The organism is Luteimonas sp. MC1895 (genome assembly GCF_016457215.1).
In the GTDB taxonomy this organism is placed as follows: domain Bacteria; phylum Pseudomonadota; class Gammaproteobacteria; order Xanthomonadales; family Xanthomonadaceae; genus Luteimonas.
This window is the reverse complement of record NZ_JAEMDY010000002.1, coordinates 78,824-93,314: the sequence shown is the minus strand read 5'-3', so window position 1 is coordinate 93,314 and position 14,491 is coordinate 78,824. Positions and strand designations below refer to the sequence as shown.

Sequence of the window (14,491 nt, the reverse complement as noted above, 5' to 3'; positions counted from 1 at the left end):
CCCCGGGAGATGCCTGTGCGACCGATCCTGCTGCTGTTGCCGATGCTGCTCGCCGCGTGCGGACCCGCGCCGCAGGAGGCCGCGGCGCCGTCCGCCGCCGCGCCCGCGTCCCGGCTCGACTACCCGGGGAAACTGGGCATCCCGGTGCGCCTGGACATGTTGCCCGCGGCCGAAGGTGGCCGCGCGGGGCCGATCGCCGGCGCCTGGCGTGGCGAGGTCGCGTTCGATGGTGGCAGCACGGCGCGCTGCGGGATCGACCGCGGCGGGCTGGCGGAGCTCGTCCCGGGAAGCAGCCACGAGGTGCGGCTGATCTGCGCCAGCGCCGTGCAGCTGTCCGGGGACGGCCGCCGTGGCTTCCGCGTGCTGGAGGACGGACGCCCGGTCGCCTCGGGCGTCGTCCTGCCCTGATCAGCCGGCCGGCAGCAGCTTCAGCAACCGTCCGCCTTCGCCGTCCTCGAGCAGCCACAGTCCGCCCTCGGGTCCCTGTTCGACCTCGCGGATGCGCTGTCCCATGTCGAAGCGCTCGGCCTCGCGCGCCGTCGTCCCGTCGAATTCCACGCGCACCAGCGCCTGCGAGGACAGCCCGCCGATCAGCGCGCTGCCCGTCCACTGCGGGAAGACGTCGCCGCTGTAGAAGACCAGGCTCGACGGCGAGATCACCGGTGTCCAGCCCACGGCGGGCGCGCTGAACTCCGGGCGGGTGTCATGGTCGGGAATCGGCGAGCCGTCGTAGTGGTCGCCGTTGGACACGAGGGGATAGCCGTAGTTGGCGCCACGCTCGACCAGGTTGAGCTCGTCGCCGCCGGCCGGGCCCATCTCCACGTCCCAGAGCCGGCCGCCGCCGTCGAAGGCCAGGCCGAGCACGTTGCGATGGCCCAGCGACCAGACCTCGGCCGCGACGCCGCCCTGCGCCGCGAAGGGATTGCCCGCCGCCGGGCGCCCGTCGTCTTCCAGGCGCAGGACCTTGCCCATGTTGGAGGCCATGTCCTGCGCGGGATCGAACTTCTGCCGTTCGCTGGAGCTGAGCCAGAGCTTGCCTTCGCCGTCGAAGGCGATGCGGTGGCCGTAGTGGCCGCGGCCATCGACCTTGGGGACCTGGCGCCAGATCACCTCGAGCCCGTCCAGGCGCGCGCCGCCGTCCTCGCCGGTCACCAGACGGGCCCGCGCGAGCGCGGCGCCGCGACGGTCGCCGCGGCCCGCTTCCGCATAGCTCAGGTAGACGATGCCGTTGTCGGCGAACCCCGGATGCGGCACGACGTCGCCGAAGCCACCCTGGCCACCGTAGTCGACGTCCGGCACGCCGGCGACGTCCTGGCTGGCGCCGCTCTCCACGTCGACCAGCTTCAGGCGACCCTTCTTCTCGGTCACCAGCAGGCGGCCGTCAGGCAGGAAGCTCATCGCCCAGGGCTCGTCGAACACCGCGATGACGTCGACCTCGAACGGCTGCCCCGCGGCGGCGGGCGCCGTCGCGCCATCGGCACCGGCGTTGGAGGCCGCGCCGGCGGCGGAGCCCGCGCTGCCGTTGCAGGCGGTGGTGGCGAATGCGAGCGCCAGGGCGCTGGCCAGCAGGTGCGGTTTCATCGCGATGGACTCCGGGACCGTGTCGGAGCCCCAGTATCGTGCAGGCCGCCGCCTCGCGCACCCGTGCCTAGCGTCCCGCCGGCCCGGAGTGGTTAAGGCGGAGTTTCCCGCCGGTCCGCGCAGCGGATGCGGTTAATGCAGGGGATTGCAGGGTGTGGACCCGGATGCCCCCGCATCCGCCCTGAGGAGATTCCCCGATGAAGAATGCAACCATGCCGATCGCCGCCGTCCTCGCCCTCGGTGCCGCGCTGGCCATGCCCGTGGCCCTGGCCCAGAGCGCCATCACCCCCGAGGTCCGCGCCGCCGAAGACGCGGCCGTCGAATCGGCCGCGACCGCCCGGCAGGCGCAGGACGGCACCCCGCAGACCCAGGACGCTGCCCAGACGCAGGCCCCCACCACCGACGGGCAGCCCGCCGGTCGCCAGCTCGGCTGGAACGACGTCGATGCCGACGGCAACGGCACCATTTCCCGCGAGGAGTCCGCGGCGCTGTCGGCGCTGGCGGCCGTGTTCGACGGCGCGGATGCCGATGGCGACGGCGAGCTGACCGCCGACGAGTACCGCAGCCACGCGGCCAAGGCCGGCGGCCAGGACTGACCGCCCGGCCGCCGCGCGCGGCCACCCATATCGTGCACGACGGCGGCAGGGATGCCGCCGTCGTTGCCGTTCAGGGATAATCGCCGGATGCCCAGCATCCGGATGGTCGGCTTCGACGCCGACGACACGCTCTGGCGCAGCCAGGACTACTTCGACCAGGCCCAGCGCGACTTCGAAGCCATCATCGCCGGCTACGTCAACGGCGACGCGCGGACCAGCGAACGGCTGTACGCGGTCGAGAAGGCGAACCTCGCGGTGTTCGGCTACGGCGTGAAAGGCATGACGCTGTCGATGATCGAGTCGGCGATCGACATCACCGCAGGCCGCATCAGCGGCGCCGACGTCCATCGCATCGTCGCGCTGGCCAAGGCGCTGCTGCGTCATCCGGTCGAGCTGCTGCCCGGCGTGCGCGAAGCCGTGCAGGCGGTGGCGGCCACGGTGCCGGTGGTGCTGATCACCAAGGGCGACCTGTTCCACCAGGAGGCCAAGGTGCGCGAGTCGGGCATGTCCTCGCTGTTCCGGCGGATCGAGATCGTCAGCGAGAAGGACGTGCCGACGTATCGACGCCTGCTGGAGGAGTTCGAGGTGGCCCCGGCCGAGTTCGTGATGGTCGGCAACTCGCTGCGTTCGGACATCGCACCGGTGCTCGAGCTGGGAGGCTGGGGCCTGCACCTGCCCTACCACCTGACCTGGGAGCACGAGCGCGAGGCCACGCTGTCCGCCGGCGACCAGGTGCGCATGGCGACGCTCGGATCGGCGGCCGAACTTCCCGCGGCACTGCGGTCGATCCTCGCCGCCTGACGCGGAGCGGTTGCGCCTGCGGCACAATCGACGCATGCCACGCCTCCACGCGCTCCTGGTCGCACTGCTGCTTGCCGGCGTCGCCGCGGGCTGCGTGCGCGAGCCCGATGACGCGGGGACGGCTCCGCCGGTGATCGGCGAGGGCGCGGCGGAATGGCGCGGGCGCCTGCCCTGCGCCGACTGCGAGGCGATCGACACCCGCCTGGTCCTCGAGCGGCAGGCCGGCCGGGACCGCTACCGGCTGGTCGAGGTGTATGTTGCCGTCGACGGCAGCCAGAGCTTCGACGAAGCGGGCGAATGGCGGCTCGACGGCCAGCTGCTCAGCCTCGAGCCGGGCACCGGCGGGCTGCGCCGGTATGCCCTGGTCGGCGGTGGCGCGCTGCAGGTCCGCGATCCCCAGGGGCAGGTGTTCCCGGGGCGCGAACACGACCTGCTGCTGCCGGTTGGCCGGCACCCCTGACGCGGAGACCGCATGAACCTTCGATACCCTCTGCTGCTCGCCTGCCTGCTGTGGCTGCTCCTGCCGCTGGCCGCGCTGGCGCAGGACGTCCCGACGCCGGACGCCCCGGCGACGTGGACGCCCGCCACCGGCGACGCCGTGGTCGATGTCCGCCTGGGCGACATCAACCGCTATGCAGGCCGCTATCCCGACGCCTTCGTCGACGAACTGGTGCGCTATTTCGACGCCCCGCGCCCGCTGCTGGAGGACCTGCTCGGCCGTCAGGAACGCGTGCCCGGCGACCTCTACTACGCCTGCGCGCTGGCGCGGGTGTCCGGCCGCCCCTGCCGGGGCGTGATCGAGGCCTGGTCGGCCGGTCACCCGGACGGCTGGCAGGGCATCGCGAGCGCCTTCGGCGTCGAGCCTGGCAGCGCCCGGGCCAGGCGGCTGCGCGAGGGGATGGCCGACAGCTATCGCCGGTGGGGCCGGCCGCTGCCCACGGACGGCTGACCCCGGGCCGCCTTGACCTTCCAGCGGTGGGAAGGTCTAGGCTGTCCCCATGGACAGACAGCAGCAGGAAAAGGCGCGCGGCCCGGCCGGCCCGCCCATCGAACTCGCCATCGAGGGCATGACCTGCGCCTCCTGCGTCGCCCGCGTCGAGCGCGCGCTGCAGGCGGTGCCGGGCGTGACCACGGCCGCGGTGAACCTCGCGACCGAGCGCGCGACGGTGCATGGCCCGACCGACTCCGCGGCCCTGCTGGCCGCCGTCGGCAAGGCCGGCTATGCCGCGCGCGCCCTCGACGCGAGCGGACCGCGCGACGACGCGGCCGAGTCCGCGAGGCGCGAGGCAGAAAGCGCGACCCTCAAGCGCGACCTGCTGCTGGCCGTGGCCCTGGCCCTGCCGGTGTTCGTGCTGGAGATGGGCGCGCACCTGGTGCCGGCCATACACCACTGGGTGGACCAGGGCCTGGGCCTGCAGCGCAGCTGGCTGATCCAGTTCGCGCTCACCACGGCGGTGCTGGTCGGGTCGGGGCGGCGCTTCTACACCGCCGGCATCCCGGCGCTGATGCGGCTGGCGCCGGACATGAACTCGCTGGTCGCGGTGGGCACGCTCGCGGCCTGGGGCTATTCGCTGGTCGCGACCTTCGCGCCGCGGCTGCTGCCGGCGGGCACGGTGAATGTCTATTACGAAGCCGCGGCGGTGATCGTCGCCCTGGTGCTGCTGGGCCGCTGGCTGGAAGCGCGCGCCAAGGGCCGCACCTCGGAGGCGATCAAGCGCCTGGTGGGCCTGCAGCCCAAGCTCGCCCGGGTGGTGCGCGACGGCGTCAGCGCCGAGATTCCCATTGGCGAAGTGCGGCCGAGCGACCTGGTCGAACTGCGCCCCGGCGAGCGCGTGCCGGTCGATGGCGCGGTGGTCGAGGGCCGCAGCTACGTCGACGAATCGATGATCACCGGCGAACCGGTACCGGTGGAGAAATCAGCCGGCGCGGCCGTCGTCGGCGGCACCGTGAACCAGCAGGGCGCGCTGACCCTGCGCGCGACCGCGGTCGGCGCGCAGACGGTGCTGGCCCAGATCATCCGCCTGGTGGAGCAGGCGCAGGGGTCGAAGCTGCCGATCCAGGGCATGGTCGACCGCGTCACCCTCTGGTTCGTGCCGGCGGTGATGCTGGTGGCGCTGCTGACCTTCGTCGTCTGGATGCTGTTCGGCCCGGAGCCCGCGCTGGGGCTGGCGCTGGTGAACGCGGTCGCGGTGCTGATCATCGCCTGCCCCTGCGCCATGGGCCTGGCCACGCCGACCTCGATCATGGTCGGCACCGGCCGCGGTGCCGAGCTCGGCGTGCTGTTCCGCAAGGGCGAGGCGCTGCAGCTGCTGAAGGATGCCGCGGTGGTCGCCGTGGACAAGACCGGTACGCTGACCGAGGGGCGCCCGGCGCTGACCGACCTCGAACTGGCCGAAGGCTTCACGCGCGGCGAGGTGCTGCGCCTGGTGGCCTCGGTCGAGTCGCGCTCGGAGCATCCGATCGCGCGGGCGATCGTCGCCGCGGCCGAGGGCGAAGGCATCGCGGTGCCGGAGCCGGGCGATTTCGCGTCGGTCACCGGCATGGGCGTGCATGCGCGGGTGGACGGCCATCGCGTCGAGGTGGGCGCGGACCGCTACCTGCGCGCGCTGGGCGTCGAGGTCGATGTCTTCGCCGCGGTGGCCGCGCGCCTGGGCAGCGAAGGCAAGTCGCCGCTGTACGCCGCGATCGACGGCCGGCTGGCCGCGATCATCGCGGTGGCTGACCCGGTCAAGCCCGACACCCCGGCCGCGATCGCCGCGCTGCATGCGCAGGGGCTCAAGGTCGCGATGATCACCGGCGACAACGCGCGCACCGCCCAGGCCATCGCCGCACGCCTCGGCATCGACGAGGTGGTTGCCGAGGTGCTGCCCGAAGGCAAGGTGGAAGCGGTCCGCCGGCTCAAGGCCGAACATGGCCGCCTCGCGTTCGTCGGCGACGGCATCAACGATGCGCCCGCGCTGGCCGAGGCCGACGTCGGCCTCGCGATCGGCACCGGCACCGACATCGCCATGGAAGCGGCCGACGTCGTGCTGATGTCCGGCAGCCTGCAGGGCGTGCCGAACGCGATCGCGCTGTCCAGGGCGACCATCGGCAACATCCGCCAGAACCTGTTCTGGGCCTTTGCCTACAACACCGCGCTGATTCCGGTAGCGGCGGGCGTGCTGTATCCGGCCTTCGGCATCCTGCTGTCGCCGATCCTGGCGGCGGGCGCGATGTCGCTGTCGAGCGTGTTCGTGCTCGGCAACGCGCTGCGGCTGCGGCGCTTCCAGCCGCCGGCGGTGGCGGCATGAGTCGCGCGCCCGGGCCGGCCGGGGAGCCGCGCAGGTGAACATCGGCGAGGCCGCACGTGCGTCCGGGGTGTCGGCGAAGATGATCCGCTACTACGAGGAGGCCGGGCTGGTTCCGCCGGCCGCGCGCAGCGCCGCGGGCTATCGCCTGTATGGCGATGCCGACGTGCACCGCCTGCGCTTCATCCGCCGGGCGCGCGACCTCGGGTTCGCGGTCGCCGAGATCGGCGGGCTGCTGGGGCTGTGGAGCGATCGCTCGCGCCGCAGCGCCGACGTCAAGCGGCTTGCGCAGGCGCATATCGCGGACCTCGAGGACCGCATCGCCCGGCTGCGGCAGATGGCGGACACCCTGCAGACCCTGGCCGATGGCTGCGCCGGCGACCACCGGCCGGACTGCCCGATCCTCGAGGGCCTGGAAGCGGACGCGGCCGGGGAACCCGGCGACGCGTGAACGTGGCCGGGTGGGGCCCTGCAGGCGGGCAGGGCGGCGTGTACCCTGTCGGCCCTGCGCGGCGCCTCCCGACCCTGCCAGCGCGGTGACCGGTATGACGACGACAGCCCCCCCCGACCTCGACGCAGCGGCAGCCCCGGACGCAGCGGGCCCGCGCCGCGACAGCGCGCGCTACGCGGCCTCCATCCGCCTCTCGGTCGCCCCGATGATGGATTGGACCGACTCGCACTGCCGTGTCTTCCACCGCCTGCTGGCGCCGAACGCGCGGCTGTATACCGAGATGGTGCACGCCAATGCGGTCATCCACGGCGATCGCGCCAAGCTGCTGGCGCTGGATCCGGTGGAGCATCCGGTGGCGCTGCAGCTCGGCGGCAGCGAGCCGGCGCTGCTGGCCCAGGCCGCGCGCATCGGTGCCGATCACGGTTTCGATGAGATCAACCTCAACGTCGGCTGCCCATCCGACCGGGTGCAGGCCGGGCGCTTCGGTGCCTGCCTGATGCGCGAGCCGGCGCTGGTCGCCGAGAGCGTGGCGGCGATGCGCGCGGCCTGCGACGTGCCGGTGACGGTGAAGTGCCGGCTGGGCGTGGACGACGACCACGAGTACGCGCGCTTCCTCGCCTTCATCGATACGGTCGCCGCGGCGGGCTGCCGCCTGTTCGTGGTGCATGCACGCAACGCCTGGCTGAAGGGGCTGTCGCCGAAGGAGAACCGCGAGGTCCCGCCGCTGCGCTACGACTGGGCCTACGCGCTGAAGCGCGAGCGACCGGGGCTGGCGGTGGTGGTCAACGGCGGTATCGCGGATGCGGCGGAAGCCACCGCGCACCTGGACCACGTCGACGGGGCCATGCTGGGGCGCGCCGCCTACCACGACCCCTGGCTGCTGCATCGGCTGGACGCGGCCTGGTACGGCGGTGCGGTGTCCACGCGCGCCGACATGCTGCGGGCCATGCGCCCCTACGTGGAAGCGCGGCTGGCGCGGGGCGCCCAGCTGAAGCACATCAGCCGCCACTGGCTCGGCCTGTTCCAGGGCGAACGCGGCGGCCGCGCGTTCCGCCAGGTGCTGAGCGAGGGTGCGCACCGTCCCGGCGCCGACTGGTCGCTGGTGGAACGCGCGATCGCGATGACCGCCGGTGGCGGCCGTGCTGTCGCCTGACATGGCGTCGCTGACCCGCAACCCCGCCGCCTTCCTCGCCTTCGCCCGCGGCTGCCCGCCGGACTTCGGTCCGGCGACCGCGCGCGCCGCCTTCCTGGTCGCGCCCGATGGCTTCGGCCGCGCCGACGAGTCGGCCAGCGACAACCGTTACATGGCCGAGGCCGACGGCTTCGACGCCGCGCGCGCATCGGCCCAGCACCGCGAGCTGCAGCGCGCGCTGGCGACGGTGCTGCCGACGCTGTGCTTTCCCGGCGATCCGCTGGCGCCCGATGGGCTGTTCCCCAACAACGTCTTCGCCACCGCGCCCGGCGCACTGGTGGTCGGGCGCATGCGCCACCCGGTGCGCCAGCGCGAGGCGCTGCGCGCCGACATCCGCGGCTTCTTCGGCGATCTCATGGGCCACGCCGTGCGCGACCTGTCGCAGCAGCCGCATGCCTGCGAACTCACCGGCGCCCTGGTCATCGATCGCGCACGCGGCCTGGGTCTGTGCGGGCTGTCCGAGCGCTGCGACGCCGAAGGGGCGCGCCTGATGCACGAGGCCCTGGGCCTGCGCGCGACCCTGATGTTCGACCTCGCCCCCGGCGAGTACCACACCAACGTCGTGCTCGCGGTGCTCGCCGGGCGTGCGGCGCTCATCTGCCCGGCGGGCTTCGCCGATCCGGCCGTACCTGACACCATCGCCGCGCTGTATGCGCCACACGCGATCCTGCTGTCGGAGGCGGAGCAGGCGGCCTTCGCCGGCAACGCCATCGCGCTCTCGCCGGACCTGGCCTGGATGAGCGAGCGCGCCGCGCAGGCGCTCTCCGCCGCGAGCCGGGCCGGGCTCGCGCAGGCGGGATTTTCGCTGCGCGCGGTCGCCCTGGATGCGATCGAGGCGGCGGGCGGTTCGCTGCGCTGCTGCGTCGCCGAGATCTACTGACGGCGTCGCAAACGGGCCGCGCGCCTGTCGAACGTGAACAGGGGCGGACCGCCTCCGGAAAAGTTAAGGGGTAATTCACCGCCTGCTTCCGAGAATCACTGCATCGCTGCGGTGCGCCACGCTGCCCGCGCCCGTAACTTTCTATATTCTTTCGGAAATGCCGCACATGACCGTCAGTCGTCCGCTTCCGCTGCTGTGCCTGCTCGCCACGCTTGCCGTGGCCGGCACCGCGCATGGCGATGACGGCCGACCCTCGCGGCGTGGCCAGGCGCAGCCGCCGCGCGCCGAGGCGCCGATCCCCGGCCTGCCGCCGCCGGCCCAGCGCAGCGCGCGCCGCGATGCGCTGTCGGATTCGGTGCGCCGGGTGCAGAGCCGCACCGGTGGCCAGGTGCTGAGCGCCGAGCGCGTGCCGTTCGACGGTCGCGACATCAACCGGGTGAAAGTGGTCGACGATCGCGGTCGCGTGCGCGTGTACATGGACGACCCGGACGCCCGTCCGCGTCGTGCGGCACGCCCTACACGCGGCGACGACGACTGAATGCGCACCCTGAGGCAACCTCTTCGCTGCGGCGGCCCAGCCACGCGGCGGCACACCGGAGACACCGATGCGCATCCTGCTTGTTGAAGACGAAGCCCCCCTGCGCGAGACCCTGGCCGCGCGCCTGAAGCGCGAGGGCTACGCCGTCGATGCCGCCCAGGACGGGGAAGAGGGCCTGTACATGGGCCGCGAAGTGCCGTTCGACGTCGGCATCATCGACCTCGGGCTGCCGAAGATGTCGGGCATGGAGCTGATCAAGGCCCTGCGCGACGAGGGCAAGCAGTTCCCGGTGCTGATCCTCACCGCCCGCTCGAGCTGGCAGGACAAGGTCGACGGCCTGAAGCAGGGCGCCGACGACTACCTGGTCAAGCCCTTCCACGTCGAGGAGCTGCTGGCGCGCATCAACGCGCTGGTGCGCCGTGCCGCGGGCTGGAGCAAGCCGACGCTGGAGTGCGGTGCGGTGGTCCTCGACCTCGCCGCGCAGACGGTGAGCGTCAACGGCGCCAACGTCGACCTGACCAGCTACGAGTACAAGGTGCTCGAGTACCTGATGATGCACGCCGGCGAGCTGGTCTCGAAGGCCGATCTCACCGAACACATCTACCAGCAGGACTTCGACCGCGACTCCAACGTGCTCGAGGTCTTCATCGGCCGCCTGCGCAAGAAGCTGGATCCGGACGGCACCCTGAAGCCGATCGAGACCGTGCGCGGTCGCGGCTACCGCTTCGCGATCCCGCGCAGCAACGAGGGTTGAGGCCGGCGGGGCGCCACGGCGCCCGGCATGGATCGGAGGCGGCGTGGGGCAGGCGCGCAAGGATCGGAGACTCGCGTGGCGGCCGCGTTCGCTGCAGGCGCGCCAGCTGCTGGCCGCGAGCCTGGGGCTGGTCGCGTTCCTGGCGGCGGCGGGCTACGCGCTCGACCGGGCCTTCGTCGATGTCGCCAGCGAGCTGCAGCGCGACCGCCTGCGCAGCTACGCGACCTCCTATGCCCGCGACATCGAGTTCGACCGCGCCGGCAACCTGATTCCCCCGTACACCCAGCCTGACGAACGCTTCGAGCGGCCCGGCAGCGGCCTGTACGCCCTGGTCGTGCTGCCCAACGGCACCTGGTCGTCGGAGTCGACCAGCGGACCGCAGCTGCCGGACGCGGAGCTGCTCGAGGGCGGGGTCGAGAAGTTCGAGGGGCCGCTGCCGATGACCCGCGCCGACGAGACCTATGGCGAGGTGCTGCGCTACGGCAAGGGCTTCATCTGGGACCTCGAACAGCGCCCCGAGGCCGAGTTCCCGTACACCATCTACATCATGGAAGACGCCGGCCTGCTGCCACAGCAGGTGCGCGTCTTCCGCGCCGCGCTGTGGGGCTACCTCGGCATCGCCGGCATGGTCCTGCTGCTGCTGCAGGCGCTGGTGCTGCGCTGGAGCCTGCGCCCGCTGCGGCGCGTGGTGGCCGAGCTCAACAAGGTGCAGCGCGGCCAGGCCGAACGCATGAGCGAGCTGCATCCGCGCGAGCTGGAGCCGCTGACCGAGAGCATCAACGCGCTGGTGGAGAGCGAGCGCCAGAACCTCGAGCACCAGCGCAACACCATGGCCGACCTCGCGCACAGCCTGAAGACGCCGCTGGCGGTGCTGCGCACGCGCCTGGACGGCGACGCCAGCGAAGCCGAGCTGCGCGCCGACGTCGCCGACCAGGTGCGGCGCATGAACGAGCTGGTGAGCTACCAGCTGAGCCGCGGCGCGTCGGGCGGACACCAGCTGTTCGCGGCGCCGGTGGAGATCGAGCCCTATGCGGAGGCGATCGTGCGCGGGCTGGAGAAGATCTATGCCGGTAAGGGCGCGGTCTGCGAGTTCGAGATCGATCCGGCCGCGCGCTTCCATGGCGAGCCGGGCGACCTGCAGGAGCTGCTCGGCAACCTGCTGGAGAACGCCTTCAAATGGGCACGCGGGCGCGTGCTGCTGACCGTGCAGCCCGGCGCCAGCGCGCCGCGCCGGCGGCCGGGCCTGCTGGTCGCGGTGGACGACGATGGCCCCGGCATCCCGCCCGAGCGCATCGCGCACGTGCTGCAGCGCGGCGTGCGCGGCGACGAGCGCGTCCAGGGCCACGGCATCGGCCTGTCGATCGTGCAGGACATCGTGCGCAGCTACCGCGGCGAGCTGGAGGTGTCGGCCGCGCCCGAGCTGGGTGGGGCGCGCTTCCTGGTGCGGCTGCCGCCGGGGCTCTGAGCCCGCCCGGTCGCGCGTGCGCTCAGGCGCTGGCGAAGGGCGGCGTGCCGTACAGCCGGCGGAGGTGTCCGGCGACCGCCGGCAGTTCTCGCGCCAGCAGGGCCGGGTCGCTGAAGTGGTATTCGCTGCAGACCGCGAAGAATTCCTCGGGCGCCTCGGCCGCGTAGGGATCGATGCGCGTGTGCAGGCCGCGGTCGACGCGCCCGGCGAAGCCGTCATAGGCCTGCTGGAAGTCGCGCGCCCATTCGCGCTGCCAGTCGCGCGGCAGCGGCGGGGTGCCGTCGAGCACGCCGTCCAGCGCATCGAGCTTGTGCACCATCTCGTGCACGGCCACGCAGCAGCCGTCGCGCGGGCTGGCCAGGTCGGCGCTGACGTCGGCCCAGGACAGCACCAGTGGGCCGTGCTCCCAGGCCTCGCCGGCCAGGTCGTCCTCCCACTCGTGCACTACTCCGGCCGCATCGACGTGGCTGCGGTCGACCCGGAACGCGTCGGGATAGACCAGCAGCTGCGACCAGCCATGCAGGCCTTCGGCGCCGAATTCGAGGAGCGGCAGGCAGCACAGCGCGGCGAGCGTGGTGCGGGCGGCGTCGTCGAGCACCAGTCCGGCGATGGGGGTGATGGTCTTGTCGCGCAGGAAGCGCGCGGCGAGCACGCGCAGCCGTTCGGCGCGCGCGTCATCCAGTGCAGCGACCCAGGGGACGGTGGCCTGCACCGTCTGCCAGTGGCGGGGATCGATGTCGGCGGGCGGGCGCCGGAACAGGCGCCTGATCACCCTATTGACCAGCACGCCGTCGCCTAGCGGAACATTCCCGGCAGGAAGCTGTGCCAGCGCGCCGGGCGCGAGGCGTCGGCGTCCGAGCCGGTGCCGCGCGGGATCGCCGGCTTGTCCGACTCGGGGCGCCTGGCGGCACGGACCGGGTCGACGTCGGGCCCGGTGCTGGCGGGGTAGTCGGTCGAGCACGCCGAACCGTCGCCACCCGGGCCGGACATGCGCGCCTCGCGGGCCTCCGAAGGGAGGGCCAGGGACAGCAGCGTCAGGACGAGAAGGGCGCGGACGGACATGGCAGAGGCCTGTTCGGTAACCGGGTCAACCTCCGGATCATACATGCATGCGGGCCGCTGCAAGGGGGCCGGCCGTCGACGCGCGGGCCGGTGTGATAATCCGGGCATGCCGACGCCAGACGACGCCACCACCGCCCGCGCGCCCGAACTGGTGGAAAAAGCCCTGCTGCGGCGCCTGGCCGGAGGCCCGGTGTCGGGCGACGTACTCGCCCGCGAGGCCGGACTGACCCGGGCGGCGATGTGGAAGCGGATCGAGGCGCTGCGCTCGGCCGGGATCGCGATCGCCGCGCGTCCCGGACGGGGCTATGCCCTGGAGGCGCCGGTGGACCTCCTCGAGGCGGGCGCGATCGCGGACCTGCTGCCCGACGGGGTCCGCGCCGCGATCCATGGACCGGACGTCGCCTGGACGATCGATTCCACCAGCAGCGAACTGCTGCGCCGGCGCACGCCGCCGACCGGCGTGGAGGTGCTGCTGGCGGAGCGCCAGACCGGCGGCCGCGGCCGGCTGGGCCGCGCCTGGGCCTCGCCCCTCGCCGCCAACCTGTACCTGTCGCTGGCCCGGGCCTTCGACGGCGGGCTGGCGCGGCTGGGCGGCCTGGGCCTGGTGGCCGGCGTGGCGGCGGCCGAGACCCTGCATGCCCTGGGCTACGACGCGGTCCGGCTGAAGTGGCCGAACGACCTCGTTGTCGTCGAGCCCCTGACCGGTGGGCTGCGCAAGCTCGGCGGCCTGCTGGTGGAGGGCGGCGGGGAACATGCCGGTCCGGTCCGCGCGGTGGTCGGGTTGGGCCTGAACGTGCGCATGCCGGCGACGGTGGCCGCCGCCATCGACCAGCCCTGGTGCGATCTTGCGGCGCTTGGCCCGGCCGCGCCGTCGCGCAACGCGCTCGCGGCGGCCCTGGTGGTCGGCCTGGTGCCGGCACTGGCGCAGTTCGACCGGGAAGGCCTCGCGCCCTTCCTGTCGCGCTACGCCGCGCTGGACGCGCTTGCCGGTCGCCCGGTGGAGGTGCGCGCCGGAAGCACCGTGCAGGCGGGCATCGCGCTGGGGCTCGCGCCCGACGGGGCGCTGCGCGTGGAGGTCGACGGCGTGGAGCGTCATGTCCATGCGGGCGAAGCGAGCCTGCGCGTGCGCGGGGCAGCGGCATGAGCGACTGGGCCTTCGATCTCGGCAACACGCGGCTGAAGCTGGCACCGCTGGACGCGGGCGGGGCGGGTGACGTCGCGGCGTTCGCGCACGACGGCCGCAACCTCGACCCGGCCTGGGCCGCGCACCTGCCACCGCGGATCGAAGTGGCCTGGGTCGCCAGCGTCGGCCCGGCCGCACTGCGCGCCGCCTTGCTGCAGGTGCTGGTGCCGCGCGCGAGGCGGGTGGTCGAAGTGCGCGTCGAGCGCGAGATGGCCGACGTGCGCATCGGCTACGAGGATCCGTCCCGGCTCGGCGTCGACCGCGCGCTGGCGATGGTCGGCGCGCGCGGGCGCGTCCGCGGCTGGGTGCTGGTGGTGGGCGTGGGCACCGCGTTGACCGTCGACCTGGTCGATGCGGATGGGCGGCACCTGGGCGGCTGCATCGCGCCATCGCCGACGCTGATGCGCGAGGCGCTGCATGCGCGTGCGCCGCAGCTGCCGCTGGATGGCGGGACCGCGACGCACTTCGCGACCGACACCGTCGATGCGCTGGCGACGGGCTGCCTGGGTGCGGCGCTCGGCCTGGTCGAGCGCAGCCGCGAACAGGCGCGGCAACTGGCCGGTACGTCGGCGTCGATCGTGGTGCATGGCGGCGGCGCCGCGGCGCTGCTGCCCGGGCTTGCCCGGGCCGTGCACCTGCCGTCGCTGGTCATGGACGGCCTCGCGCGGCTGGCACGCCAGCCGGCAGGCCCGGGCTAGAAT

17 protein-coding genes are annotated in these 14,491 nt (G+C 73.2%); 14 read left to right on the top strand and 3 right to left on the bottom strand.

From position 1 onward, the window contains the following. Positions 1 to 15 precede the first annotated feature (15 nt). The gene (locus tag JG616_RS06110; protein ID WP_199392015.1) at positions 16 to 408 is read left to right on the top strand and encodes a hypothetical protein; all 393 of its coding nucleotides are present in this window, start codon (positions 16 to 18) and stop codon (positions 406 to 408) included. On the opposite strand, the gene JG616_RS06105 is transcribed toward JG616_RS06110, so the two are convergent. Then, positions 409 to 1,581, bottom strand: a complete 1,173-nt coding sequence (locus tag JG616_RS06105; RefSeq protein ID WP_199392014.1) for a PQQ-dependent sugar dehydrogenase — start codon at positions 1,579 to 1,581, stop codon at positions 409 to 411. It lies immediately after the preceding gene. 197 nt (positions 1,582 to 1,778) lie between these two features. Between JG616_RS06105 and JG616_RS06100 the strand changes: the two genes are divergently transcribed. The 11 genes from JG616_RS06100 (at position 1,779) to JG616_RS06050 (ending at position 11,545) form a co-directional block, all read left to right on the top strand. Continuing rightward, positions 1,779 to 2,177 carry an EF-hand domain-containing protein gene (locus JG616_RS06100; RefSeq protein ID WP_199392013.1) on the top strand — a complete coding sequence of 133 codons (399 nt, stop codon included), beginning with the start codon at positions 1,779 to 1,781 and terminating at the stop codon, positions 2,175 to 2,177. Between the two features lie 87 nt (positions 2,178 to 2,264). Beyond that, positions 2,265 to 2,978: an HAD family hydrolase gene (locus JG616_RS06095; RefSeq protein WP_199392012.1), complete on the top strand. Its 714-nt coding sequence runs from the start codon at positions 2,265 to 2,267 to the stop codon at positions 2,976 to 2,978. A 34-nt stretch (positions 2,979 to 3,012) separates the two neighbouring features. Continuing rightward, complete coding sequence (locus tag JG616_RS06090; RefSeq protein ID WP_199392011.1) at positions 3,013 to 3,438, top strand: copper resistance protein NlpE N-terminal domain-containing protein; 426 nt, start codon at positions 3,013 to 3,015, stop codon at positions 3,436 to 3,438. A 12-nt stretch (positions 3,439 to 3,450) separates the two neighbouring features. After that, complete coding sequence (locus tag JG616_RS06085; RefSeq protein ID WP_199392010.1) at positions 3,451 to 3,927, top strand: hypothetical protein; 477 nt, start codon at positions 3,451 to 3,453, stop codon at positions 3,925 to 3,927. 49 nt (positions 3,928 to 3,976) lie between these two features. Further along, positions 3,977 to 6,268 carry a heavy metal translocating P-type ATPase gene (locus JG616_RS06080; protein ID WP_199392009.1) on the top strand — a complete coding sequence of 764 codons (2,292 nt, stop codon included), beginning with the start codon at positions 3,977 to 3,979 and terminating at the stop codon, positions 6,266 to 6,268. 34 nt (positions 6,269 to 6,302) lie between these two features. Beyond that, entirely contained in the window at positions 6,303 to 6,716 is a 414-nt protein-coding gene (gene cueR, locus JG616_RS06075) for a Cu(I)-responsive transcriptional regulator (protein WP_199362342.1), read from the top strand. 94 nt (positions 6,717 to 6,810) lie between these two features. Then, positions 6,811 to 7,869, top strand: coding sequence for a tRNA dihydrouridine(20/20a) synthase DusA (dusA, locus tag JG616_RS06070; protein WP_199392008.1), 1,059 nt, complete (start codon positions 6,811 to 6,813; stop codon positions 7,867 to 7,869). Further along, positions 7,856 to 8,788: an arginine deiminase-related protein gene (locus tag JG616_RS06065; protein WP_343224987.1), complete on the top strand. Its 933-nt coding sequence runs from the start codon at positions 7,856 to 7,858 to the stop codon at positions 8,786 to 8,788. Before dusA ends, JG616_RS06065 begins: the two co-directional genes overlap by 14 nt. A gap of 166 nt (positions 8,789 to 8,954) precedes the next feature. Continuing rightward, the gene (locus JG616_RS13780; protein ID WP_343224986.1) at positions 8,955 to 9,326 is read left to right on the top strand and encodes a hypothetical protein; all 372 of its coding nucleotides are present in this window, start codon (positions 8,955 to 8,957) and stop codon (positions 9,324 to 9,326) included. A 67-nt stretch (positions 9,327 to 9,393) separates the two neighbouring features. Beyond that, positions 9,394 to 10,080, top strand: a complete 687-nt coding sequence (locus JG616_RS06055) for a response regulator transcription factor (RefSeq protein WP_199362340.1) — start codon at positions 9,394 to 9,396, stop codon at positions 10,078 to 10,080. A gap of 43 nt (positions 10,081 to 10,123) precedes the next feature. After that, complete coding sequence (locus JG616_RS06050; protein WP_234446517.1) at positions 10,124 to 11,545, top strand: sensor histidine kinase; 1,422 nt, start codon at positions 10,124 to 10,126, stop codon at positions 11,543 to 11,545. A 22-nt stretch (positions 11,546 to 11,567) separates the two neighbouring features. On the opposite strand, the gene JG616_RS06045 is transcribed toward JG616_RS06050, so the two are convergent. Together JG616_RS06045 and JG616_RS06040 are read right to left on the bottom strand one after the other, a co-directional pair. Further along, positions 11,568 to 12,374, bottom strand: coding sequence for a M90 family metallopeptidase (locus JG616_RS06045; protein WP_199362647.1), 807 nt, complete (start codon positions 12,372 to 12,374; stop codon positions 11,568 to 11,570). Beyond that, positions 12,341 to 12,607, bottom strand: a complete 267-nt coding sequence (locus JG616_RS06040) for a hypothetical protein (RefSeq protein ID WP_199362683.1) — start codon at positions 12,605 to 12,607, stop codon at positions 12,341 to 12,343. The genes JG616_RS06045 and JG616_RS06040 overlap by 34 nt, the downstream gene beginning before the upstream one ends. A gap of 148 nt (positions 12,608 to 12,755) precedes the next feature. Between JG616_RS06040 and birA the strand changes: the two genes are divergently transcribed. Together birA and JG616_RS06030 are read left to right on the top strand one after the other, a co-directional pair. Beyond that, positions 12,756 to 13,751 carry a bifunctional biotin--[acetyl-CoA-carboxylase] ligase/biotin operon repressor BirA gene (gene birA / locus JG616_RS06035; protein WP_199392233.1) on the top strand — a complete coding sequence of 332 codons (996 nt, stop codon included), beginning with the start codon at positions 12,756 to 12,758 and terminating at the stop codon, positions 13,749 to 13,751. Then, on the top strand, positions 13,748 to 14,488 hold the full coding sequence (locus JG616_RS06030; protein ID WP_199392007.1) for a type III pantothenate kinase: 741 nt from the start codon (positions 13,748 to 13,750) through the stop codon (positions 14,486 to 14,488). The genes birA and JG616_RS06030 overlap by 4 nt, the downstream gene beginning before the upstream one ends. Positions 14,489 to 14,491 lie beyond the last annotated feature (3 nt).